This window comes from Rheinheimera sp. MM224, assembly GCF_947090785.1.
GTDB lineage: Bacteria > Pseudomonadota > Gammaproteobacteria > Enterobacterales > Alteromonadaceae > Pararheinheimera.
Window position 1 is genome coordinate 2,017,188 of record NZ_OX352320.1, and the last position, 23,742, is coordinate 2,040,929.

The window sequence follows — 23,742 nt, forward strand, 5'->3', positions numbered from 1 at the left end:
ACGCTGACGAACATATAGCAAGCTATAAAGAGTGTATTTATCCATTCAGCTGTGTAAGTCGTCTTATTCCTGAGTTTTGCTCTTTTTTTGCAACCAGTGTTGGCCCAAAGTTAAAGCCACTGACCAGAGTAAAGCTGATTCTTTGCCATGAAGTTTATTTTTTAACATCATCAGCCAAGGCGCCGCGCCTGACAACTGCTGTTGCAGCAATCTCATACCCAAACTGCGGGGAAACTGGTCGTTATCTTGTTGCTGCTGTGGTCCTAGCTGCTGTTGGATCAGATGACGTTGTTGGGCCATCTTCTGCCGTAATAACAGGATCTGAACTGGTAAGGGGAGAGGTTTCTCTGTATTCATACCTGGCGCCTTAGTAGTTTCATATCCGTCATAAACTCCTGAAACTCCCGCTAAACGCACTCTGGCCTTTTTTGCCTAAGCGTTGGATCAGAAAAAAGCAGGCTGCTGCTAAAAAGGTGAACACCATAGGTAAAGTCCAGATAAAGAAGGTAAAACTTTCATTATTTCGATTCAGATAAAGCACTGCAAAACCTGCAAACAGGAATGCCAGAAACACAAAACTGATACTCAGTACACCGCAGAGCATAATCCATTGCAAACGGCGTTTTTCCTGCTGCCATTCCAAATGCAGCAATTGACCATGTAAACCCAGTTGTGTCATCAGTTGCGGGCTTGCTCTGTCCAGCAACCATAACCAGCGGGCAGGATCAAAACCTACAGAGCCTGTATTGGCATTTTCCATTTCAGGTGTCGACATGCGAACTCCATTCAAAAAACCGACCTCAAAGGGTCGGCATACATCGTATTATTTAGAACCTGAACCGCTGCAGCGGGCAACAAAAACACCCAGCACGAAGCTGACTGCTGCACAGGCAGCAATAGACTGCCATGGTTGTTGATGCACATAACGGTCTGTGACTTCAGCAGAATGACGTGCTTTAGCGGCAAAATTTTGGCCTATATCTTCTACTGATGCTTTGGCTGTAGCGACACGTTCAGTCAGCTTTTTCTTCGCCTGCTCAAACTCCGCTCCTGTTAATGAAGTGGTGGTTTTCAGTAAATCTTCGATATCGGCAATAAAGTTGTGGAATTCATCGGTTAAAGCCGGGCCGCTCTGACTTGAGTTTGGAGCTGCGCCATCGGTACGAGTTGGCATAAGTACATCCTTTTATGTGGGTGGCAATCTGTTCCCTGAAAAATCTGACCTTCAAATCCTTTTGCTCAGAGTGAAGGGCCAGACTATAGCACCTAAATAGCCTTGTATGTGGGTCATAGCACAAAGTAGCTAATTAACTTTGTTTTAAACTTTTTATTTTGTCTTTTTTACACCAAAAGTAAACAAAGTATATGAGCGCCAGCGCACCGAACTCTTTGAATGGAGGGGCCAGTATGCAACAACAGGCAAACTCGTATTGGCTGAGTTCCGGCAAGGGTTCTGCTGTTTGTTGTTATTTTTTTGATTATTGATCAGGGAGTTACCATGTATATATCCACCTATCTGCCCATGTATCTGTCGAACCGGTACCCACAGGTCCGCAAAACCCTGTTGCTGTTAAGCCTGAGTGGTTTGCTGGCATCTTGTGCTTCGGCGCCTGAAGCTCCTGTCAGCCAAATCCAGGCGGCAGAACAAGCTATAGCTGCAGCCGAACGCATCACTGCAAGTGATTATGCGTTACCAGAATTATTAGAAGCCAGAGCTGATTTAGTTTCAGCCCGTGCTGCGGTTCAGAAAAAAGATATGTTGGCTGCACGTCGTTATGCCGAGTTATCTCAGGCTGGTGCTGAGCTGGCTTCTGCCCGTGCCGGAGAAGGAAAAGTCCGCGCTGTGATTGACGATATGCAAAAAAATATCGATGTATTGAAGCAGGAAATGCAACGTAAAACAGGACAAATGCAATGAAAATTTTAACGGGTAAAAGCCAATTACTGGTGCTGGTTGCTGGTGTAATGACATTAAGCGCTTGTAGCTCAGCCGTTGTGAAACCAGATGGCTCCTACGCTGTACGACAAAAACTGACTGCATTGCAGGCCGATCCTAATTTGACCAATAGAGCTGTGTTGCCAGTGCAACAGGCTGAAGCTGCAGTATTAGCAGCAGAACAACCGACCAAAGATTTAGCTCTTGCCAGCTACAGAGTGAAATTGGCGGATAAAAAAGTCGAAATAGCCAAAGCTGTGGCAGAAACTAATTATCTGGATGAACAATACAAAACTCTGGGCGCACAGCAGGCTGATGCCCGTCTGGATTCCAGAACTCAGGAAGCTGATTCTGCCCGTTATGACGCCAAATTAGCCAGACAAGATGCAACAGCAGCAGAAGCTGAATCAGAACTTGCCAAACAGCAGGCTTTGGAATTACAGCAACAAATCGCAGAACTGAATGCAAAAGAAACCGAAAGAGGTTGGGTTGTGACTTTAGGGGATGTGCTGTTTGATACAGGCCGTGCTGATCTCAAAGAAGGTTCGCTGAATAATTTGTCGAAACTTTCTGCCTTCTTAAATCGTTATCAGGACCGCAAGGTTCAGATTGAAGGTCATACCGATAGCATTGGCAGTTCAGATTCAAATCAGGGCTTGTCAGAGCGCCGGGCTAATTCAGTGCGACGTTATCTGGAAGCTCAGGGCATAGCATCGGACCGTTTAAGCGCTACAGGACTGGGCGAGAACTCACCTGTCACTGACAATGATTCAGCCACCAGCCGTCAGCAAAACCGCAGGGTTGAAGTCATTATTGCCAATACGGCCTCTGCACCAACAAGCCCGTAACAAGGTAATGGGAGCGTTTTGATGAGAACTGTAACCAAACTTAAAAGCCAGGCAGCGACATCCGCTGCCGGAGCTTTGCTTGCGCAAGAACAATTCTGGCAGAGACACCTGGATGAGGCGCAGCAGTGTTGGAATCAATTATCCAGAGAACAGTTGTTGCAGTCGGAAGGAAAACCTCACCGATTGTGTCGCTTATTGCAGGAACATTATTATTTATCGCGGGAGCAGGCTGATCATCAAATCAACCGGTTTAAACAAAGCTGCCAGTTATCTGTTGAAGACGCCACATCAGACTGGTCTTAGGGCATAAATTAAATACTTTCATCTATCTATGTGCGTTATCACACGAACAGCTGAATTTTTGTACTGCATGGTAAGTTAGCTGCGCCAAATGAAAAGGCACTAAGAAATAAGGAAGTCCTTGATGAGTACACTAATTACCGATCATAAATTACTGCGCCAGCATGCCAGAAAGCATGTAGAGGCGGGTGCTGTGACTCAGGGCTACCAAGCCGGGCGCGGCGACGTAGTGCGTATGCTGAATTCCGCTTTAGCTTCTGAGCTGATTTGTGTGCTGCGTTATCGCAGTCATTATTTTTTAGCCAAAGGTATCCATGCCAATACAGTAGCTGCTGAATTTCTGGAACACTCAAACGAAGAGTTACTGCATGTGGATTGGTTAGCCGCCCGCATAGTTCAGCTGGGAGGCGAGCCCGATTTTTCGCCGCAGGGTGTGATTGAACGCGGTCAGTCGGTGTTTGGTACTGCTCAGAATTTATATGAAATGATCAAAGAAAACCTGATTGAAGAACGGGTCGCTATCGATCATTACAAAGAGTTGCTGTTATTTATCGGTGATGACGACCCGACCAGCACCGCACTGATCCAAAATATTCTGCAAACCGAAGAAGAACATGCTGATGAGCTGGCCAGTTTATTATGGGGACTGCCGGAACAGCATAATTAACGTCGTAGTTAAGTGACGCCAAAGCTATATAAAACCGCAGGTTAATGGAGCAAAAGCTAAATGAAGCGACAGGAAAGGAATCTATGAAAACAGATCAACAACTGACGCAGGATATTCAGGCTGAGCTGAAGTGGGATAGTGCTGTGCAGGCAGATAAACTGCAGGTTTTGGTGCATGGTGGCATAGTGACCTTATCGGGGAAAGTGGCCTCATTGGCTGAATTGTGGCATGTGCAATGCGCGGTACACAGAGTCTATGGCGTGCAGTCGCTGGACAATCAACTGGTAGTGGCATTGCCTCATCAGCATGTGTATCAGGATGCTGATTTAACCCGGGTTGCTGAATCGGTGTTGCAATGGTGTAGTCATATTCCGGCTCAGGGCATTGAATTAACTGTCTCTATGGGATGGATTAATTTAACAGGGGAAGTGGCTTTTGATTATCAGCGCCGTGCTGCCACTCAGGCTTTACGGTATCTGGCTGGTGTGCGTGGTGTGACCAATCAGATTCGTTTAACCCCGAAGAATGTGGCTGGAACAGTTAAAAAAGATATAGAAACAGCCTTGGCCAGGCAAAGTCAGGGGGTTGAACCCGCTATTCAGGTGGAAGTCATTGAGTCTGATGTGGTACTGACTGGCACTGTGAGCAGTTGGGCTGAGCACGACAAGGCCCTGGTGTCCGTCTGGAGTACACCAGGTGTTTCTCATATTACCGATCATATTTACGTATTGTAACCTCGCGTTTATCTACACTTTTCCTCTGTCAGCTTTGCACTAAAAACAGATCTAAGTGATTGATCTGTTTTTTGCTTTTTGTCCGTTACAACTTGTTACCCTTTTCGCAGGACTGAAACTTCTGACTGTTTTATAGTGGCGTTAATAAAAAAGTATCTATGCTTGCTTGAACTACCGGATGGGTCTGGACCATGAAAACTATAAAACTAACTCTCATTGCCTTGTGTATTGCCACCACGTTAACGGCTTGCTCTAAGCCTGAAGTGGCCAAAGTACAGGAAGAAAGCGCCAAACCATTACAATTGGTGACACAGGACTTACTGACTTTATCGGAAAGTACACTCTCCCGTGGCCCTGTGATTTCAGGCTCATTACAGCCTGTGGTGAAAGCTGAACTGAATGCAGAAGTGTCCGGCATAGTGATGCAAGTGTTGAAAGACAATGGAGATGTAGTCAAAGCTGGTGATGTGCTGGTGAAGCTGGATCAAACCACCTACCGTGATAAATTATTGTCTGCTCAGGAAGCTGAACGTTCAGCTGTGGTCACACTGGAGCAGTCCAATCGTCAACTCAAGCGTATGCAGTCTTTGTCTAAACAAAGTTTAGTCACTCAGGAAGGGCTTGAGGCCGCTGAAAACAAAGCCAATCAGGCCCAATCTGATTTAGCCTCAGCCCGCGCCCGTTTAGTTGAAGCGCGTCAGCAGATGGAAAAAACTGATGTGAAAGCACCATTTTCCGGTGTAGTGGCTACCCGAAAAGTGTCAGCTGGTGATACAGCTCAGATAGGTAAAGGTCTGATGGTACTGATTGACCCTGCCAGTATTCGTTTTGAAGGTTATGTGGCTGCAGACCGTGTTGGTCAGGTTAAAGTTGGCAATAAAGTCACCTTTAAAGTGAATGGTTACAGCGGTCAGTTTTTTACCGGTACTGTTGAGCGTATTAACCCATTGGCCAATGAAAGTACCCGTCAGGTGCAATTGTTGGTGACCATGGACTTAAAAGAGCAGTCTTTAGTGGCTGGTTTGTATGCTGAAGGTCATGTTGAAGCGCAAAATAGCAACGCGCTGATGGTGCCGGAGTCAGCCCTTATCCGTGAAGGTGATAAGCACTTTGTCTGGCAATTTGCCAATAACGAGCTGAAAAAGACCGAAGTGGAATTAGGTAGCAAAGACGAAAGGTGGGGCACTCAAGAGGTATTGTCAGGCGTCACTTCAGGTGCGCAGATTTTACGTCATCCACAAGGTGCTTTAACGGACGGAGCTAAAGCTGAATTGGCTGCTGCCGGTTCTGAAACGCCGGATCAAACCGCAGCTAAAGTCAGCGCAGGAAACTAAGCTATGTTTTTATCTGATTTTAGTATCAAGCGCCCTATGGTGGTGGTGGCTATTACGCTTGCCATGATGATTTTTGGTTATTTTGCGATGACCAATTTAAAAACCAACCAATTCCCCGATGTCCAGCCTCCTGTGCTGGTAATGACTATCCCATATCCTGGGGCTTCCCCCGAAACTGTGGAACGGGAAATACTGAACAGAGTCGAAGATTCGATGGCAACTATCACCGGCATGAGAGAACTACGTTCTTATGCCCGTGATTCCAATGCTGTCATAGTGGCGATTTTTGAGTTTGATAAAGACCTGATTGAAGCCTCACAGGAAATGCGTGATGCGGTGGCCGTGGTGCGTGACAAACTGCCCACTGAAATGAAAGAGCCATTCCTTCGCCGTGAAGACCCCAATGCTTTCCCTATTATGTCTTTGGCTTTGTCGTCAAAATCCATGGATCCAATAGAGTTGTCGCAACTGGCTGAACATCAGATAGCCCGTGAAATTCGTGCTGTGCCTGGTGTAGCACTTGTGAATCTGGAAGGTGAAAAAGAGCGCGAAATGACAGTGTTCTTAAACTCTAATGCGATGCGTGAAGCCAACATTTCAGCTATGGATGTGGTGAATGCGTTGCGAGCGCAGAATATTGCAGCTCCTGTTGGCCGTGTAGTGAATGGCATGGAAGAGCAGGGCATTCGTATTCAGGGCCGTTTACGTGATGTGCGTGAATTTGAACAAATGGTGGTCAAACGTAATGGCGATCAGGCCATTCGTTTAGAACAGGTGGCAGACGTAGTGGATGGTGCAGCAGAGCAGCGTCGTTTATCTATCTTTAACGGCGTGCCTTCTTTAGGTATTGACGTGATTAAGGCCCGTGACGCTTCAACCATCAGTGTCACAGACGATATCAAAGCCAAAATTGAACAGTTAAAGAAAACCTTACCTGCTGATTTTGAATTAGTGGTGGTACGTGATTCGGGTGAAGACGTGGCGGCCAGTATGCGCAACGTCACTGAAGCTTTATCCATGGGCGCCTTGCTGACTATTATCACCGTCTTTGTGTTTCTGAACTCCTGGCGTTCAACTTTAATTACGTCATTAGCTTTGCCTACCTCAGTACTAGCGTCTTTTATTGCGGTTTGGGCCTGCGGTTTTACGCTGAACTTTATGTCGCTATTAGGCTTGTCACTGGCGATAGGTATTCTGATTGACGATGCGATAGTAGTGCGTGAAAACATAGTGCGTCATATGGAAATGGGCAAAGACAATATGACGGCGGCCCGCGACGGTACCCGTGAAATTGGCATGGCTGTTATAGCGACCACTATGTCTATTGTGGCGGTGTTTATTCCTATCGCTTTTCTGGACGGTATTACCGGTCAGTGGTTTAAACCTTTTGGTTTAACAGTGGCTTGTTCTGTATTGGTGTCTTTGTTTATCTCCTTTACGCTGGATCCGATGATGTCTGCTTACTGGCACGACCCGGATCACGATAAACATGCTAAACGCCGTGGTTTGGGCAAAGTACTGCAGAAATTTAATATCTGGTTTGATCATCAGGCTGAGCGTTATTCCAGAGTAATAGGCTGGGCACTGAAGCACCGCAAGTCGATGTGGCTACTGGCCTTTGGTTCATTTTTCGGCGCTATTTATCTGCAAGGTGCTCATGGTGGTTCTGGTTTTCTGCCAGAAACGGACGATGGGGGCGTGATAATTTCAGTACGGGCGCCTTCAGAAGCCAGTATTGAATACACCAGCATTAAAGCTGAGCAGGCTGCTGCTATTGCCCGTCAGTTGCCGGAACAGTTGTATACCCAAACTACTGTAGGTACTCAGGGCAATATCACCCGGGCACAGATTTTTGTCCGGCTGAAAAAAGAGTATGAACGTGATCGTAATTCACGTGAAATAGCGGCAGAACTTCGTGCCAAAATTAAACAGCTGGTGGGGGCTGAATACACAGTGTCCGCTGACTTAAACGGTGGTGGTGATGGCAAGGCGCTGCAAATTCAGTTCCGGGGTCCGGATAGCCGTGTGCTGGAAGGTTTAGTGCTGGATTTTGTTGAGAAACTTAAAACTGTGCCCGGTGCAGTGGATGTCGGTTTGTCGGCTCAGGATCCAAAACCAGAGCTACAAATTGAGTTTAACCGTGGTTTAGCTTCAAGTCTGGGCTTGTCTATGGGCGATGCCGCTAATGCTTTACGTCTGGCTTTTGCTGGTGCTGAGATAGGTGACTGGATAGATCCAACAGGGGAAACCCGTAACGTCTATGTCCGTATTAAACCGGAAGAGCGTATGACAGTACAGGATCTGGAACGTTTACCCCTGTTATCCAGCATGACAGGCGCTATGATCCCACTGGAGCAGGTGGCCACTGTGACTATAGGCAAAGGTCCTGCGGTGATAGAACACTTAGACCGTGAAAGTATGATGGCGGTCAGCGCCAACGTTCAGGGGCGCAGCTTCGGTGAAGTGGACTCTGATGCGAAAAAACTGCTGAAAACCATTCCATTCCCACCTGGTTATGACGTTGTGTCTGGTGGTCAAAGCCGTGATCAGGAAGAAGTTTTTGGTAGCATCTTTGGCGCTTTGGGTTTAGCCGTGATGTTGATGTATCTGATTTTAGTGGTGCAGTTCCATAGCTTCCTGGCTCCGGTTTCTATCATGATGTCCTTGCCGTTATCTTTGATTGGTGTGGTGTTGTCCTTGCTGGTGGCAGGCGCAACCTTAAACCTGATGAGTTTAATAGGGGTTGTGATGCTGATGGGCATAGTCGTGAAAAACGGCATTTTGTTGATTGACTGTGCCCGTAAAAAAGAAAGTGAAGGTTTAGGTCTGGAAGAAGCGTTAATAGCTGCTGGTCGTGAACGTTTACGTCCTATCCTGATGACCACTTTTGCTTTGGTCGCTGGTATGTTACCTGTGGCTATCGGCATTGGTGAAGGCGCAGCCTTCTATAAACCTCTGGGGATTTCAGTCATAGGTGGCGTACTCACCTCGACTGTACTGACCTTGTTGGTGGTGCCAACCTTCTACGACAGTCTGGAGACCTTTAAACGTAAAGTGAAAGCCAGATTTAACCGCAACAGAAAACCAGCTCCTACTGGTTATGATGTGCCGCTGGCTTCTAAATAAGTCAGGTGAGTTAAACAGAAAAGAGCACTTCGGTGCTCTTTTTTTGGCTGATAAAAAGTTGAGACTATTCTATTCAACCAGGCAAATTGTGCTTTTATCACAGAGAGTTGGGAAAGACTGCTAAATCCGCTAGTATGACTTTATGCCACTATTTTTAAGTATTCAGTATGGACAAGCTCACACCGTACCAGTTACGCCAGCAGATCAGAGCCGGCCAGTTTAACAGCCAGACCAGCGGTTTGGCGCCGGGTTATGTGCAATGCAATATGGCGATAGTGCCACAAGGTTGGGCGGCCGAATTTTTGCTGTTTTGTCAGCGCAACCCAAAAGCTTGTCCTTTAGTGGCAGTGACTGAACCTGGACAGTTTTTACTGCCTGAACTCGGGCAGGAGATAGATCTTCGAACTGATTTACCTGCCTACCGTGTGTTTAAGCATGGTGAGTTGGTGGATGAAGTTCAGGATATCCGCGCTTTATGGCGGGATGATTTAGTCAGTTTCCTGATTGGCTGCTCTTTTTCCTTTGAAGAAGCGTTAGTGGCCGCAGGACTGGAAATTCGTCATATCAGTGAAGGCAAAAATGTCCCTATGTACAACACTGATTTGCCATGTGTCAGCGCAGGCCGTTTTTCTGGCTCTATGGTGGTCAGTATGAGGCCAATGAAACCCGTTGATGCGATACGCGCTATTCAGATTTGTAGTCGTTTTCCTGCGGTGCACGGTGCGCCTGTACATTTTGGTAACCCGCAAGATATTGGTATTTCTGATATCCGATCACCGGATTATGGTGAGGCAGTGAGTATCCAACCTGGCGAAGTACCGGTATTCTGGGCTTGTGGTGTCACGCCTCAAGCTGTGATGAAGCAAGCCAAGCCTGATTTTTGTATCACGCACAGCCCCGGCCATATGCTGGTGACCGATTTGCTGAATTCTTCTTTAGCGAGTTTTTAATGAGTCCTTTAATCAATTCCGTGATCAAACTTAATTGCGACTTAGGCGAAAGTTTTGGCGCCTGGCAAATGGGGCTGGATGCAGAGGTGATGCCTTTGATTGATCAGGCCAATATCGCCTGTGGTTTTCACGCTGGCGATCCAACAGTACTGGTCAATACCTTAACCCTTGCCAAAACACATCAGGTGCAGATTGGCGCACACCCAAGCTATGACGATAAACAGGGGTTTGGCCGTCGCTCCGTAAAAATGACTGCAGATGAGCTCAAGCATTTACTCTGGTATCAGATGGCTGCAGTGGATGGTGTGGCAAAAAGCCTTGGACTGGAACTGAGTTACGTCAAACCCCATGGCGCTTTGTATAACGATATGATGGCAAACCCGGCTTTGCTTGAAACTGTGATGCACGCAGTCGCCAGTTACCATAAACCTTTAAAGCTCATGCTGTTGGCTACTGGTTGTGCAGCGCAGCACAAAGTGTTGGCGCAGCAGTATCAGTTGGAGTTGTTATTTGAAGCTTTTGCCGACCGGCGCTATAAAAGCGATGGTTCTTTAACACCTCGCAGCCAGACGGGCAGTGTGCTGGATCATCAGACTGCATTAGTGCAAGTGCAGCAGTTGCTGCAAAACGGCACTGTGCAAAGTGATACAGGCGACAGGGTGGTTATTCAAGCCGACACTTTATGTGTGCATGGCGATAATCCAGCGGCCGTTGCTTTGGTGAAGTCCATTCGCCAGTTGCTGGACAAGCCATGATCCAACTGGAACTGGCGGGTGAAAATGGCCTGATCTTGTATCTGCCAGCAGAGATCTCCGCTAAGAATCTCAATCAACTCGAGCAGTTGCAACAGCAAATCCGTCTGTTACTTGGTGAGCAACTGCAGGAGTTATTGCCTTCTTATGCGTCCTTGCTGATTGTATTAAAGCCTGCGCATCAAGGTGTGTTGGCCATTAAGGCCTTGTTAGAACAGCAACTGACATTAAGCGCCACAGTGTCAGAACAGCAAGGGCAGTTAGTGATTTTACCTGTGTACTACCACAATGCCTGGGACTTAGATCTGGTTGCTACACAGGCAGGTTTAAGCACAGCAGAAGTGATTGAATTGCATCAGGCTATGGAATATCGGATCTATGCAATAGGTTTTGCGCCGGGTTTTGCGTATTTGAGTGAATTGGACGCACGCCTTGCCACACCACGTTTAAAAAGCCCAAGGGCTAAAGTGCCCAAAGGTGCTGTGGCTATAGCGGATCGGCAAACAGCTGTGTATCCGGCCGAATCGCCCGGAGGCTGGAATATTTTGGGTTTATGTCCAACGCCCTTATTTAAACCAGAACAGGCCGGCACAGCAGAAACACTGATGCCTTTTGCTGTGGGTGACAGAGTGCGTTTTCAGTCGGTTAACCTGCAAGAGTTTTTAGCTTTGGGTGGCCAGTTGCCACAGGAGCTGTGCTGATGTCTGCTTTTGTCGTGTTAAAAGCCGGAGTGCTGGCGACTTTACAAGATCAGGGCCGTGTTGGTTATGCACATTTGGGTTTAACTCAAGGTGGGCCCGCTGATTATGTCAGCTACCGCATTGCCGATTTGTTATTGCAAAACCAAAGCCAAAGCTGCCAGATAGAAGTCTCTTTGGGTGGTCTGAGCCTGCTGGCCTTAACAGACACTGTGTTTTGCGTCACAGGCGCGCAGATGTCTTTGACAGTAAACGGGCAGCCCAAAACCTTATGGCAAAGTCATCGCATCAAAAAAGACGATGTGATTGAACTGGGGTTTGCCAAATCCGGCTTGCGCTGTTATCTGGCGGTAGCCGGAGGCTTTAAACTAGCAAAAGAATTTGGCAGCAATAGCACTGTGTTAAGGGAAAAAGTCGGAGGTATAGGTGGCACTGCTTTGCAGCAAGGCCAGTTTTTACCTGCAGCTTCCACGTATCGGCCTCTGCTTTGGGCTTTACCGGAAAAGTATTGGCCTGAATTTTCTAACCCGCTGGAGCTTGGTTTACTACCTGGCTATCAACAACATTGGTTTGACGAAGCGCAATGGCAACAGCTTTGCGACACTGACTATCAGGTGTCTGCTTTGTATGACCGTATGGGCTATCGCCTGCAAGGGCAGTCAATTTTGTACCAAAGCCGGGCTTTATTGTCCGAAGGCATCAGTTATGGCGCTGTGCAATTGCCACCTGATGGCTTGCCAATAGTGCTTTTGAACGACAGGCAAACTTTAGGGGGTTACCCCAAACCCGGAGTAGTGCTGGCACGTGATGCGGCGGCTTTAGCTCAGCGTCAGCAAGGCCAGCAGATCCGCTTTTATAAAGTTCTGCCAGAACAACTTGAATCCTATCAGCACGGGCAACAGCGTTATTGGGCTGAACTGCCAATGGATTTTCGGAGTCTGCGCTAATGGATTTACTTCAGCTCAGCATACAAATAGAACAGATGCTGGTTCGGCAAAACCTGCGGGGTATGGCAAGGCTGTTACCCCATTTAAAAGCCGGTAGTTATGTGCGGGCCGCAACATTAATCACAAAATGTAAAGGTGTAGTGCTGATAGGCACCGGATTTCCGGTCGGTGACAGTTTTGAAACCGATGGTCCAGTTGGCGCTATAGTTCTGTACCAATTGCTTAAAAAGCTGGGTGCGACGCCATTACTTTGTTGTGGCGACCCTTTGTTTTCTGCTTTAAAAGACGATTATTCCTGCCTGCAATTGCCGGTAAACAGCGCAGATGCCACAGACTTTGCCCGTCATTCGTTGCAGCAGCTTAATCCAGAATTAATTATTTCAATTGAAAGACCAGGTTTGGCCGCAGATGGTCGCTATTACAATATGAGGGGCGTTGATATTTCAGCGCGTTGTGCCAATTTTGATGTATTTTTTCAGCAGGCCTCTTGCCCAACTATAGCTATAGGTGATGGTGGCAATGAAATAGGTATGGGAAATCTCAATGAAGTTGTGTCGGAGCTGGCTATTACGCCTAGTGTGACTCGCTGCGACGAGTTATTACTGGCTGATGTATCAAACTGGGCTGCCTATGGCTTACTGGCTTTGGTGTCAAAGCTAAAAGATGCTGAAACGGGTTGCGGCTGGTTGATCGATTGTCAGCCTGCAGAACTTTTACAGTATTTGGTCAATCGAGGTTGTGTTGACGGTGTTACAGGCCTTGCCAGTATTACAGAAGATAGTTTGCCGCCCGAACATGCAATGCAGTTGATAAAAGACTTACAGAAACTTTGTTATTAAAAATAATAACTTACAGGGAAAATCATGAGTGTGGTGTATTTAAACGGACAATTTATGCCAGCGTCAGAGGCTAAAATCTCGCCTATGGACAGAGGCTTTTTATTTGGTGATGGTATTTACGAGGTGATCCCGTCCTATGGCGGTCGTTGTGTTGGTTTTACCTCTCATATCAAAAGACTACAGCAAGGTTTAGCTGCTCTGGAAATTCACTGTGGTTTAACAGAACAAGACTGGCAAGAACTGGTGCAGCAGTTGATGATGCAAAACGGTGCGGGAAATCTAGGCATTTATCTGCATGTCAGCCGTGGCACAGACACCAAAAGAGCTCATGCTTATCCAAAAGATATTTCTCCTACTATTTTTGCTTATTGTTTTGAGATTGCAGAAGAACCCGATGCAAACATAGACACTGCACCTCGTTATAAAGTCATTACAGCTCCGGATTTACGCTGGCAACGTTGCCATATTAAATCCACAGCCTTGCTTGGTAATGTGATGCATCATCAGCAAGCCGCAGCTTTGGGTTTAAACGAGTGTATTTTGTTCGACGAACACGACTTTTTAACCGAAGGCAGCTCGACTAATGTGTTTATTGTCAAAGATTCTGTGGTCGTCACTCCGCCTTTAAGTCACAAAATTCTGCCAGGCATTACCCGTCAATTACTACTGAGCATTTTACGTCAGCACAGCACACTGAAAGTGGAAGAACGGCCTGTCAGTAAAAACGAGGTACTGGCCGCCGATGAAGTCTGGCTGACTAGTTCGAGTAAAGAAGTAGCTGCTGTGATAGAAGTCAACGGGCATGCTATTGGCAACGCAAAACCCGGCGCTGTATGGCTGCAGGCGCAGCAATTATTTGGCCAGTACAAATACAATTATTAACAGCTAATTATCTGTAAAATTTTAAGTTTTTCTATAAGTTGTCGCCTATGCTTTTAGGCTGAAACATAATGCTAATTATAAAAATCATATAAATAGGGAAGGACAGGTATGTTATTAAGGAATTATAAAATTGGGGCCCGCTTATTGGCTGGTTTTGCGGTATTAGGATTGTTGGTGGTGTTGCAAGGCAGCATGGCGCTGATGAATATGGCGCAAATGCGCGATGTATCAGCAGAGATAGAAAATGACACCATTCCTAGTCTGGATAGTCTGGCGGCGTTGAATTTAAGCATGATGCGGGTGAGGATCTTTACTTTTCGCCTGATGCTGGCTGAAACTGATGAGCAAAAGACGGACTATCAGGCGTCGTTGACAAAAGTACGGACTGAGCTGGCTGAGTTTCAACAACAATACGAAAAACTGATTTCTCTGGACGAAGAACGTACCATGTATCAGCAATTTACCAGCGCTCAACAGGATTATTTTGCTGGTCAAAATCGATTATTGCAGGCTTTGGATGCAGGCAATAAAGCTGAAGCGACCCGTATCAGTAACGAAGAGTTAACTGGTCATTCAGATAAAATGACCAAAGCTCTGGTTCAATTGGCGCATATCAACAGAGATTTCTCAAAACAACAAACTCATCAGTCAGCAGAAAACTACAACAGCAGCAAAATTCTGGTGATCATTGCCATAGTAGTTGGAATTACCGTCAGTATTTTTATTGCTCTATGGATGACCCGCAGTATCACAACACCTATGACAGAAGCCGTCATTGTGGCTGAAACTGTAGCTGCTGGTGATTTAACACAAAAAATCGCTGTCAGTGGTGATGACGAAGCCAGTCGCCTGATGGCAGCGTTGCAAAAAATGCAGCAAAACCTGCGTGACGCGATGAGCCATATTTCTAATTCATCTGATCAACTGGCATCCGCAGCAGAAGAGCTGAACTCTGTGACCGAAGATTCATCCCGAGGCTTACAACAGCAGAATGATGAAATTCAGCAGGCTGCGACTGCTATTACTGAAATGAGTTCTGCCGTGGATGAAGTAGCGCAAACCGCAGTTCAAACCTCTGAGCAATCGACTGAATCAGCGAAAATGGCAGTACAGGGCCAACAACAGGTCGATGAAACTGTGAAAGCGATTCGGGATATGAATCAGGACGTGGCGGTGACATCAGAGCTTATTCAGGGTTTAGCTGTGCAGTCACAAGATATCGGCAAAGTGTTGGATGTGATTCGTGCTATTGCTGAACAAACCAATTTACTTGCATTAAATGCTGCTATTGAAGCAGCGCGGGCAGGGGATGCAGGTCGCGGTTTTGCTGTGGTCGCTGATGAAGTAAGGGCTTTAGCGCATCGTACTCAAACCTCCACTCGTGAAATTGAGGAAATGATTGCCAAAATTCGCAGTGGTACAGGGGATGCGGTCAGTGCGATGAAACATAGCAGTGATAAAGCAGGTTATGCGTTAACAGTGGCGCAAGCGGCCGGTGAGGCCTTGACCATCATTACCCAACGTATTAATAAAATCAGCGATAGTAATCTGGTGATTGCAAGCGCAGCGGAAGAGCAGGCCAAAGTAGCGCGTGAAATTGATCGCAACATTGTTAACATCAGCGACTTAGCCGCACAAACTGCAGCAGGAGCCAATCAGACCAGCGCTTCAGCTCATGAGTTATCCCGTTTAGCTGTGGATTTAAATGCGTTGGTTACCCGCTTTAAAGTCTAACTCTAGCTAGTGAGCATGGACACCCTACCTCAAGCCATACCACGTTTGCATCAGATAGATGCACTACGGGGTGTGGCTGTACTGATGATCTTATTTGCCAATATTTTTGCTTTTGGCTATCCGTTTGAAGTCTCCGAGCTAGCCGGACTTTCAGAGTCTATGTCTTTATGGTCACAGCTACAGCATCAGTTGTATGAGCTGTTGATCCGTGGCAAGTTTATCAGTCTGCTGACGCTGCTATTTGGTGCCAGTTTGTATCTGTTATGGCAGCAAAGCCAGATGTCTGCGGACAAACTCAAAGCCAGAATGTCAGCTTTGTTGCTGATAGGTTTTTGCCATGCAGTTTTTGTCTGGTCTGGTGATGTTCTGCTGATGTATGCACTGGTGGCTTCAGGGCTTTTGTGGCAGCAAGTGCTGCACTGGGCACCAGAGCATCAGCTGCGTTATGCGAAAAACTATCTGCTGGCAGGCTTGGTTTTACCTGCTTTGGTATGGCTGCTTCCATCCGGGCAAGCTGAAGACCCAGCCGATACTGCAAAGCTAGTTGCGTTGTATACCGGGACTTATAGTGACCAGCTATGGCATCAGATGAAGTATGTGGCTCTGGTTGTGCTTGATTTGCTGTTTATTAGTTACTGGTGGTTTGGTGGCATGATGTTACTGGCTATTTGGGCTATGCAATCGGATTGGCAACAGCTATTAAAACATCATTTTGTTACTTTGCTGCTGATTGCTTTTGGCTGCGGCTTACTGCCTATGCTCTGGACTGGATTTACGTTTGCAGATCATGGACTGCATCCTCTACACATGATCTCCGATCTGTGTTTTGCCCTGATTTACATCCGGTTGTTTATGTTTGTTATGCCTTTATTCCCTGTTGTGTTTGAACTACTCAGGCGCTGTGGCCGTTGCTCTTTGTCTTTATACCTTTGGCAGTCAGTCACTATGGTGCTGCTGTTTCGCTGGGTCTGCCCACAGTGGTTTGCTACGCTGGACAGAGGGTCTCTGACTGCTATAGCTGTAGCCTTTATTCTGTTGCAACTGCTGTGTGTGCAGTATTTTTACAAAACCAGCCAGTTATGGTGGTTTGAGCAGCTGTATCGTTGGCTCAGCGTAAAACTGGAGCGCAGAGCTCACGATACAGCACTATAAAACTCAGATTTCGGATTCTTCGCTAGAAACGATAAGCATAGGATAAGGCAATAAAATCCAGGCCTGGGTTAGGTTTTTGTAAACCCGCATTGGAATAATGCATATAACGTAAAGCCAGCTGAGCTTTGCTGTGCAGTTGCCAAATCAGACCTATCCTGTCTTCAAACTGATAGTGAGATCCCAAATCTTTACCGGCAAAACGTTGTTTATTTAACAAACTAAAGCCTATACCAAACTCCCAATACAAGGCCCTGTTGTACAAGGTGGCGAATTGCTTCATTAGCACGGGAGATAAGGCCACAGCCAGATTACTTTCATATTCAGGATCGTCACCATAACGCCACAGATTTGCGCTGACTTCCATATAAAGCTGGGCATCCCCTAAAACAGGCAGTTCGGCCAGATGCCATTCCACAGGTCGGTAACCCAGCCTTAACCCCAACACATCGCCTTCACCTTTGACCAGATCAATAGCCGCAACCTGAGCCTGAGCCTGCAGGCTCAACAGCATAAAACTAAGTACCAGTAGAATTTTTTTCATCGATCATCCCGCCTTACTCCACCCTGATGTTTTGCCTGTTTTACTTTTGGCGTCACAGTGGATAAATACCTAAAACTTCATAGCTATTACCTGATCCTCACTAGTTTGATTTTGCAGATGCTTTAAAATCAGAACGCTGGAGTAGTTAATAAATATGCATTATGTAACAGTCGGTACATAAGTTGTGATAAAAAAACAGATATCAAGAGCGCACTATAAAAAATTTATGACAGCAAAAAACGATGGGAACAAAAGACGATTGAGAGGTAAAAGCGGATAAGAAGTTGACCTTTGTCTGCATGCTGATTAACCTTGCGGTTTCTTAGTTCTAAGGCAGGCAATTTCAACATGGCGAATTCTTCAGACCAGACCACTACCACTTTGGATCCAAAAAGCCTGAAAGCTTTACATCTGGATCAGCAGCTGTGTTTTGCTTTGTATTCCACCTCTCTGGCGATGACTAAGGTCTACAAGCCTTTGCTGGACAAGCTGAGTCTGACCTATCCGCAGTATCTGATTATGCTGATTTTGTGGCAAAACGATGGCCTGGCGTTAAAAGACGTGGGCGAGCAGTTGCAAATAGACTCTGGTGCTTTGACTCCAGTGATTAAGCGAATGGAAGCTATGGGGTTATTGATCCGAACCCGCAATCCACACAATGAACGCACTCTGGAAATTCGTTTAACCAAAGCGGGTTGGGCTATGCGTGAGCAAGCGGTTCAGGTGAACCAGACCATAGGTTTAAGTTGTGGCATGGCTGAGCCTGAAATCCATGCATTACGACAGGAATTAGTGCAGTTACGATCGCAGTTAAGTAAGAAACTCTAAACCATAGTAGACTTCAGCAACACGAAAAAGGGCCTTAACGGCCCTTTTTTAATGCTGTTCATTTCACTGAGTGTTAACTTTAAATCATTAAAAAACAATCACATAAAAAATATTTGCAAAATAAGTGAAAATTAAACTTGCGAAGTAATAGTTATCGCAATAATATAATCACAAGTCGGGTCGAACAGCTGGTTCAACAGCAGTAAAACGACCTGATACAGAAGCTAGCAAAGAGTGTAAAAGCTAAGACGTAAAGAGTTCTTAAGCAGTACAGATTAGGTCCATAAGGACTGGCAGTAACAGAAGTAAAACCGGGTGAGTTCACCCATTTTTTTAAACCATACAGTTATCGCGATAACACATATCGCAAACAAATAAACTTAACAGAGGAATACATCATGCAAGTACTTTACAAAGCAGTAGCAACTTCAACTTCAGGTCGTGACGGTCGTTCAGTGTCTTCAGACGGCGTATTGGATGTGAAATTAAGCACTCCTAAAGAATTAGGTGGCGCTGGTGGTGCAGCGACGAACCCTGAGCAATTATTTGCCGCTGGTTACTCAGCTTGTTTCTTAGGTGCCATTAAATATGTCGCTTCACAACAAAAAGTGCTGATTGGTAACGATGCAAAAATCACAGCTGAAGTGGGTATCGGTCAAATCCCTGGTGGTTTTGGTCTGGATATCGAACTGCAAATCAGTCTGCCAGGTGTAAGCTTGGAAGTAGCTCAGGACTTAGTGACTAAAGCTCACCAGGTATGTCCTTACTCTAACGCAACTCGCGGCAATATAGACGTTCGTTTAGTGATTTTGAACTAAGGCTATACGACGCCATACCTTCAGATAACCAAACTAAACCTTTAGACAATAGCGACAGTGGTGATTAAAAAATACACTGCTGTCGCCAACTAAACAAAGGCCAAGAGGCCAGTGGAGAATGATGATGAACACATTTCGTAAAGTTGTAGGTTTTACAGTGATAGCGTTAGGTATCAACAGTGCATTCGCCGCTGGTGGTCCAGGTGTTGAACAACAAACTCAGGGCTTTTTAAATGCTCTGGCTCAGGGCGGTGGCAAACCTTTAGAGCAACTGTCGCCTAAAGATGCACGCGCTGTTTTAACTGGTGCTCAGGCCGGTGCCAAATTACCAGCCGCTGATGTCAGTGAAAAAACCATCACTATCGATGGCAAACCATTAAAACTGGTAGTGGTTCGCCCTGTAGGCAGCAAAGGGGTATTACCGGCCTTTATGTTCTTCCACGGTGGTGGCTGGGTGTTAGGCGATTTCCCAACCCACGAGCGTTTAATCCGTGATTTAGTCAGCCGCTCTGGTGCAGCTGCTGTCTATGTGGATTACACGCCATCACCAGAAGCGAAATACCCAACGGCTATTAATCAGGCTTATGCTGCAACCAAATGGGTGGCAGAGCATGGTAAAGAGCTGAATATCGACAGTTCACGTTTAGCAGTAGCCGGTAACAGTGTCGGTGGCAATATGGCGGCAGTGGTGGCGTTAAAAGCCAAAGATGCAGGTACACCAAAACTGAAATTTCAGTTGCTGTTATGGCCTGTGACAGACGCGAACTTTGAAAATACCTCGTACAACCAGTTTGCAGACGGCTACTTCCTGACCAAAAACATGATGCAGTGGTTCTGGGATAGCTACACCACTAACCCTGCAGAACGTAACGAGATTTATGCCTCACCACTGCGCGCAACCACAGAGCAGTTAAAAGGTTTACCGCCAACTTTAATTCAGACTGCTGGCTTAGATGTACTGCGTGATGAAGGCGAAGCTTACGGTTACAAACTGGATGCTGCTGGTGTGACTGTCACTTCAGTGCGCTACAACGGCATGATCCACGACTTCGGTTTACTGAACGTGCTGGCCGATGTACCAGGTACACAAGCTGCTATGGACCAGGCAGGTCAGGCGCTGAAAAAACATCTAAACTGAGATCTGCTCCAAAGACACATAAGTCAAAAAAACTGAGCCTCCTGAAGGGGGCTTTTTTATTAACAATCTAAAAATGAGAACGGACTGTCAGCTTTTTAGTGATTTCCGTTCTGGCTGCTCATTCATAAAATAATGAACAGACCAGAATGAAAAATCGATAAGAGGTTCGTATGAAAAAGTTAATCATGGCTTTGGTTGTAAGCCTATTTGTCTCTACTGCGATGGCCGATGAAGTGGCGATTGATTTGCTTAAAGGCGAAGGTGATGTGACAGGTGTACGGTTGGCATACCGACCTTACCACACCACGGTAACGGATTTTCCTCTGATTGGCGATGTGAACTTATACCTCGAACTCAGTGCCAATAAATGGCGTTATGGTGACCCGGCCGAGTATGACGATAATCTGGCTATTGCTTTCTCACCTGTATTAACGCGCCAATTTACCACTGTATACGGCAAAGCTTTATTTTGGGAGTTGGGAGTAGGCGTCAGCTTCTTGGATAAAAAGCGTTTTGCAGGCAAAGACTTAGGAACTTATTATCAATTTGAGGATAGATTAGGTTTGACTCTGGCACTGGACCCTGCGAAAAAACGCAGCATTTCACTGCGCTATTTCCACTACTCCAATGGTGGTTTGGAAAAACCTAATCCAGGCATGGATTTTATTAACTTATCTTATACCTGGCGTTTTTAAGTCAGGCCTTCGTCTGCTTTCAGTTTTGCGGCAAAATCAGCCAGATTTTGCCGTAATGTCGCAAACTATCACTGCGCTGCTGAGCTTCATCTCCAATGCCTTGATACACATCAATCCGGCCCGGTGTTTTAATGGCTGCCCCTTTATCCTGAGCCAGCATTAATCTGAACTCATGTCCTGTTAATTCACCTTTATCATCCAATAGCGGTACTTGTGCCAGTAACACTGAACCTAAAGGAATAAAAGCCGGGTCAACGGCTATGGAGTGTAGTGGGGTTAAAGGCACATTGGCCGCGCCTACAGGTTTATCTAAGCCCGGCGAGAAAAAGGTATAGCTGGGGTTACGACTCATCAGCTCACGTTGTCTATCCGGATGTTTCGCTAGCCATTCTTTAATGGCTGATGCGGAAATGGTGTCGGCTGTGTATTCGCCCATTTCAATCAGTACTTTACCTAAACTGCGGTATGAATGACCGTTACCGCCGCCATAACTGAGTAAATGCTGCTGGCCATATTCGTCTTCAACTACACCTGAACCTTGAACCTGCATAAAAAAATTATCGACCAGGCTGTTGCTATAAAACAGCTCCAGCCCTTGACCCGCCAGCGCCTGTTCGAAGTCAATTTGTTCGCGGCTTGGGTAATTTGTTACCCCTGCAGGCTTACGATAAATAGGGTATTTGTACTCTGCATCAGCTGTGGTCCGTACTTTAAAAACCGGCACATAGTAGCCGGTAAACTGCACATTACCTCTACCATCTTCACCTGCGAGCTGGCGCAGCGCAAAAGCTTTGCCTCCTTCAGCTGCGGGTTGCTCTGCCCACTGCTGTAAGTCGCGAATGCTCTGTTGTAACTGGCTTTTATTGATGGTTAAACCCGGCAAGTTATGCTGTTGTGCTACCGACTTTTTGTTCAGGTACTTTAATTGTTCTTCAAGACCGGCTAACAACTCCGGCGTCAGCCACTGAGCTTTTAATGCAGCACCTTGTTGTAACTGATAGGTACCACTGAATGCTTTGGCTTTTTTATCCAGCCCATTGTTCTCAAACTGATTAGACTGATGAATGCCGGACGTTTGACTACAGGCAGATAAAAACAGGCTGGCAATGCCAAGCCATAAAAGATGTTGTTTCATAAGCGGATAAGATTCGAAAATAACAGACTGTGGCTGCACTCTATGTCACAGTGGTCGGACTGACAACAGCTGTCCGGGAATTTTTCGGTTGATATGGTGTAAAAACAACTATTTGATAAAAACGCTAATGCTTGTATTATCAGCTTTATAGGCAGACAGCTTCTGATCTGGTTTGACAGGTAACCCAATGAAACTATGGAAAGTACAGCTTGTGATGCTACTGGCTTTGGTGAGCTGCGCCACTGCGGTACAAGCAGAGGCTAAACAAGCCGATCTGAAATTTGTGCTGTATTACCCTCAAGTTCCGCCTTATATGTACCAGGACGAAAAAACTGAAAAGGTCGTAGGGCTGGTCCCGGAAATATTGCAGGACTTTTTCCAACAGCAGAATATTCGCGTGCAGTATGTCGCAGATAACAGAACCCGCGCCGAGCACAGGCTTTACCAGGGGGATGTTGACGCTATTTTGCTGGCCAAAGAGTGGACACAACATCCTGAGCAACTGTTATTTTCCGAGCCTTTACTTGAGCATCAGGACTATTTATTTTCCCGTCAGCCGATGGCTGCACAAGGTCAGTTAGCGGAGTGGGTGAAAGGCAAAGCAATTTGCACCCGCCAGTATTATGTTTATGACGCCTTAACCCCATTTTTTCAGACCAATGAAACCGCGAGGGTAGATTCGTCCAGCGAAATGACGCAGCTAAAAATGTTACTCAATGGTCGTTGTGATTTTGCTTTTATGAATGAGCATGTCGCGAATTGGTTGTTGCATCATCATTTTCCTGATCAGCAATTGTATCGCTCAGCCAAAGGCTTTAGCCCTGTCGGACTTACTGTTGCTTTTCATCCACGCTGGAAACCTCAGCTGGCTGCTTTTAATCAGTACCTGGCAGTGCAGCGCCAGCAAGGCACCATAGCGCAGTGGTTAAAGTTTTATGTCACCAAGTCCTGAATAAAATACTGCATGCGCGCTGCTGTCTGTTGAACTTGCCAGATTATTCTCATAAGACACTGAGTTAGATCAATCCAGACTAGTCTTTTTTCGTCCATACTCCGTAGGGTTATGTATCAAGGGGCAGAACACCTTGATACAACAACGACAAAAACGGAGAGACAAGATGGGAAATTTAGACAGACGTAATTTTTTAAAACTATCAGCTTCTACTTTAGTGGGTATCACTTTGGGCGGCACGGCTTTACATGCTTTAGCTCAGGAGCATGTAAAAGCGGATGATCCTATGGCTGTGGCGATGAAATATGTAGATAAATCCACTGTGGCAGGTTCGAACTGTGCCAACTGCATGCAAGTGCAGGGCAAAGATGGCGACGCCTTAAGGGGTTGTAATATATTCCCCGGCAAACTGGTCAGTGCTGAAGGCTGGTGTGCTGCCTGGGCGAAAAAAGCTTAGGATTGGCTCAACCCATTGAACTCATGTATACAAAGCCAGTAGCACAGCACTGGCTTTTTACATTTAAAATACCTGTTCAGGCCATCGTCGCTGCGCTCTGTTGTTAACAATCGCTCCCGGCGATTGTTTTACATGTTGCTGTTCGATAAGCTTCTGGCAACGTTGTCTTTTTGGTTGCAAATGATGCCGTATTACAGCAGCGAGTTTTTCTCTCCTAAAATCAATACTTTCGGTTTCAGCTGCTGCGGGCTTCAGGCAAGATAGGAAGGAATTGACCCT

General features: G+C 46.2%; 26 protein-coding genes. 21 read left to right on the forward strand and 5 right to left on the reverse strand.

What is annotated here, in order from left to right; genetic code table 11:
* Positions 1 to 63: 63 nt before the first annotated feature.
* The 3 genes from OM978_RS09595 to OM978_RS09605 are packed head-to-tail and all read right to left on the reverse strand — an operon-like array spanning position 64 to position 1,174.
* The gene (locus tag OM978_RS09595) at positions 64 to 357 is read right to left on the reverse strand and encodes a hypothetical protein (protein ID WP_264346662.1); all 294 of its coding nucleotides are present in this window, start codon (positions 355 to 357) and stop codon (positions 64 to 66) included.
* A 28-nt stretch (positions 358 to 385) separates the two neighbouring features.
* Positions 386 to 775: a hypothetical protein gene (locus tag OM978_RS09600; protein WP_264346663.1), complete on the reverse strand. Its 390-nt coding sequence runs from the start codon at positions 773 to 775 to the stop codon at positions 386 to 388.
* A gap of 48 nt (positions 776 to 823) precedes the next feature.
* A complete protein-coding gene (locus OM978_RS09605; RefSeq protein WP_264346664.1) occupies positions 824 to 1,174 on the reverse strand; it encodes a DUF883 family protein in 351 nt (116 codons plus the stop codon).
* 324 nt (positions 1,175 to 1,498) lie between these two features.
* On the opposite strand from OM978_RS09605, the gene OM978_RS09610 reads away from it, so the two are divergent.
* From OM978_RS09610 to OM978_RS09680, 15 genes are all read left to right on the forward strand, one after another.
* Positions 1,499 to 1,918 (forward strand): DUF4398 domain-containing protein, encoded by a 420-nt coding sequence (locus OM978_RS09610; RefSeq protein WP_264346665.1) that lies wholly within the window; start codon positions 1,499 to 1,501, stop codon positions 1,916 to 1,918.
* Positions 1,915 to 2,784, forward strand: coding sequence for an OmpA family protein (locus tag OM978_RS09615; protein WP_264346666.1), 870 nt, complete (start codon positions 1,915 to 1,917; stop codon positions 2,782 to 2,784). The genes OM978_RS09610 and OM978_RS09615 overlap by 4 nt, the downstream gene beginning before the upstream one ends.
* A gap of 21 nt (positions 2,785 to 2,805) precedes the next feature.
* On the forward strand, positions 2,806 to 3,087 hold the full coding sequence (locus OM978_RS09620; RefSeq protein ID WP_264346667.1) for a hypothetical protein: 282 nt from the start codon (positions 2,806 to 2,808) through the stop codon (positions 3,085 to 3,087).
* Positions 3,088 to 3,208: 121 nt separating this feature from the next.
* Positions 3,209 to 3,751 (forward strand): ferritin-like domain-containing protein, encoded by a 543-nt coding sequence (locus tag OM978_RS09625; protein ID WP_264346668.1) that lies wholly within the window; start codon positions 3,209 to 3,211, stop codon positions 3,749 to 3,751.
* Between the two features lie 83 nt (positions 3,752 to 3,834).
* Positions 3,835 to 4,485, forward strand: a complete 651-nt coding sequence (locus OM978_RS09630) for a BON domain-containing protein (protein WP_264346669.1) — start codon at positions 3,835 to 3,837, stop codon at positions 4,483 to 4,485.
* Between the two features lie 191 nt (positions 4,486 to 4,676).
* Positions 4,677 to 5,819, forward strand: a complete 1,143-nt coding sequence (locus tag OM978_RS09635; RefSeq protein ID WP_264346670.1) for an efflux RND transporter periplasmic adaptor subunit — start codon at positions 4,677 to 4,679, stop codon at positions 5,817 to 5,819.
* A 3-nt stretch (positions 5,820 to 5,822) separates the two neighbouring features.
* Complete coding sequence (locus OM978_RS09640) at positions 5,823 to 8,945, forward strand: efflux RND transporter permease subunit (protein ID WP_264346671.1); 3,123 nt, start codon at positions 5,823 to 5,825, stop codon at positions 8,943 to 8,945.
* Between the two features lie 167 nt (positions 8,946 to 9,112).
* The gene (locus OM978_RS09645) at positions 9,113 to 9,895 is read left to right on the forward strand and encodes a putative hydro-lyase (RefSeq protein WP_264346672.1); all 783 of its coding nucleotides are present in this window, start codon (positions 9,113 to 9,115) and stop codon (positions 9,893 to 9,895) included.
* Positions 9,895 to 10,650 (forward strand): 5-oxoprolinase subunit PxpA, encoded by a 756-nt coding sequence (locus OM978_RS09650; RefSeq protein WP_264346673.1) that lies wholly within the window; start codon positions 9,895 to 9,897, stop codon positions 10,648 to 10,650. Before OM978_RS09645 ends, OM978_RS09650 begins: the two co-directional genes overlap by 1 nt.
* Positions 10,647 to 11,348 carry a 5-oxoprolinase subunit B family protein gene (locus tag OM978_RS09655; RefSeq protein WP_264346674.1) on the forward strand — a complete coding sequence of 234 codons (702 nt, stop codon included), beginning with the start codon at positions 10,647 to 10,649 and terminating at the stop codon, positions 11,346 to 11,348. The genes OM978_RS09650 and OM978_RS09655 overlap by 4 nt, the downstream gene beginning before the upstream one ends.
* Positions 11,348 to 12,292: a biotin-dependent carboxyltransferase family protein gene (locus tag OM978_RS09660; RefSeq protein WP_264346675.1), complete on the forward strand. Its 945-nt coding sequence runs from the start codon at positions 11,348 to 11,350 to the stop codon at positions 12,290 to 12,292. The genes OM978_RS09655 and OM978_RS09660 overlap by 1 nt, the downstream gene beginning before the upstream one ends.
* A complete protein-coding gene (locus OM978_RS09665; RefSeq protein ID WP_264346676.1) occupies positions 12,292 to 13,131 on the forward strand; it encodes a DUF4392 domain-containing protein in 840 nt (279 codons plus the stop codon). Before OM978_RS09660 ends, OM978_RS09665 begins: the two co-directional genes overlap by 1 nt.
* A 24-nt stretch (positions 13,132 to 13,155) precedes the next feature.
* Positions 13,156 to 14,013, forward strand: a complete 858-nt coding sequence (locus tag OM978_RS09670; RefSeq protein WP_264346677.1) for an aminotransferase class IV — start codon at positions 13,156 to 13,158, stop codon at positions 14,011 to 14,013.
* Positions 14,014 to 14,121: 108 nt separating this feature from the next.
* Positions 14,122 to 15,747, forward strand: a complete 1,626-nt coding sequence (locus OM978_RS09675; RefSeq protein ID WP_264346678.1) for a methyl-accepting chemotaxis protein — start codon at positions 14,122 to 14,124, stop codon at positions 15,745 to 15,747.
* Positions 15,748 to 15,762: 15 nt separating this feature from the next.
* Positions 15,763 to 16,899: a DUF418 domain-containing protein gene (locus OM978_RS09680; protein ID WP_264346679.1), complete on the forward strand. Its 1,137-nt coding sequence runs from the start codon at positions 15,763 to 15,765 to the stop codon at positions 16,897 to 16,899.
* Positions 16,900 to 16,921: 22 nt separating this feature from the next.
* Here OM978_RS09680 and OM978_RS09685 read toward each other — a convergent pair whose 3' ends face one another.
* A complete protein-coding gene (locus tag OM978_RS09685) occupies positions 16,922 to 17,440 on the reverse strand; it encodes an acyloxyacyl hydrolase (RefSeq protein WP_264346680.1) in 519 nt (172 codons plus the stop codon).
* A 348-nt stretch (positions 17,441 to 17,788) separates the two neighbouring features.
* On the opposite strand from OM978_RS09685, the gene OM978_RS09690 reads away from it, so the two are divergent.
* From OM978_RS09690 to OM978_RS09705, 4 genes are all read left to right on the forward strand, one after another.
* Positions 17,789 to 18,268 carry a MarR family winged helix-turn-helix transcriptional regulator gene (locus OM978_RS09690; RefSeq protein ID WP_233007016.1) on the forward strand — a complete coding sequence of 160 codons (480 nt, stop codon included), beginning with the start codon at positions 17,789 to 17,791 and terminating at the stop codon, positions 18,266 to 18,268.
* A gap of 398 nt (positions 18,269 to 18,666) precedes the next feature.
* A complete protein-coding gene (locus tag OM978_RS09695; RefSeq protein WP_264346681.1) occupies positions 18,667 to 19,086 on the forward strand; it encodes an organic hydroperoxide resistance protein in 420 nt (139 codons plus the stop codon).
* 118 nt (positions 19,087 to 19,204) lie between these two features.
* On the forward strand, positions 19,205 to 20,224 hold the full coding sequence (locus OM978_RS09700) for an alpha/beta hydrolase (protein ID WP_264346682.1): 1,020 nt from the start codon (positions 19,205 to 19,207) through the stop codon (positions 20,222 to 20,224).
* Positions 20,225 to 20,394: 170 nt separating this feature from the next.
* The gene (locus tag OM978_RS09705) at positions 20,395 to 20,919 is read left to right on the forward strand and encodes an acyloxyacyl hydrolase (protein WP_264346683.1); all 525 of its coding nucleotides are present in this window, start codon (positions 20,395 to 20,397) and stop codon (positions 20,917 to 20,919) included.
* A gap of 19 nt (positions 20,920 to 20,938) precedes the next feature.
* Here OM978_RS09705 and mltA read toward each other — a convergent pair whose 3' ends face one another.
* Entirely contained in the window at positions 20,939 to 22,054 is a 1,116-nt protein-coding gene (gene mltA / locus OM978_RS09710) for a murein transglycosylase A (protein WP_264346684.1), read from the reverse strand.
* A gap of 187 nt (positions 22,055 to 22,241) precedes the next feature.
* On the opposite strand from mltA, the gene OM978_RS09715 reads away from it, so the two are divergent.
* Positions 22,242 to 23,006: a substrate-binding periplasmic protein gene (locus OM978_RS09715; protein WP_264346685.1), complete on the forward strand. Its 765-nt coding sequence runs from the start codon at positions 22,242 to 22,244 to the stop codon at positions 23,004 to 23,006.
* A gap of 166 nt (positions 23,007 to 23,172) precedes the next feature.
* Entirely contained in the window at positions 23,173 to 23,463 is a 291-nt protein-coding gene (locus tag OM978_RS09720; protein WP_264346686.1) for a high-potential iron-sulfur protein, read from the forward strand.
* Positions 23,464 to 23,742 lie beyond the last annotated feature (279 nt).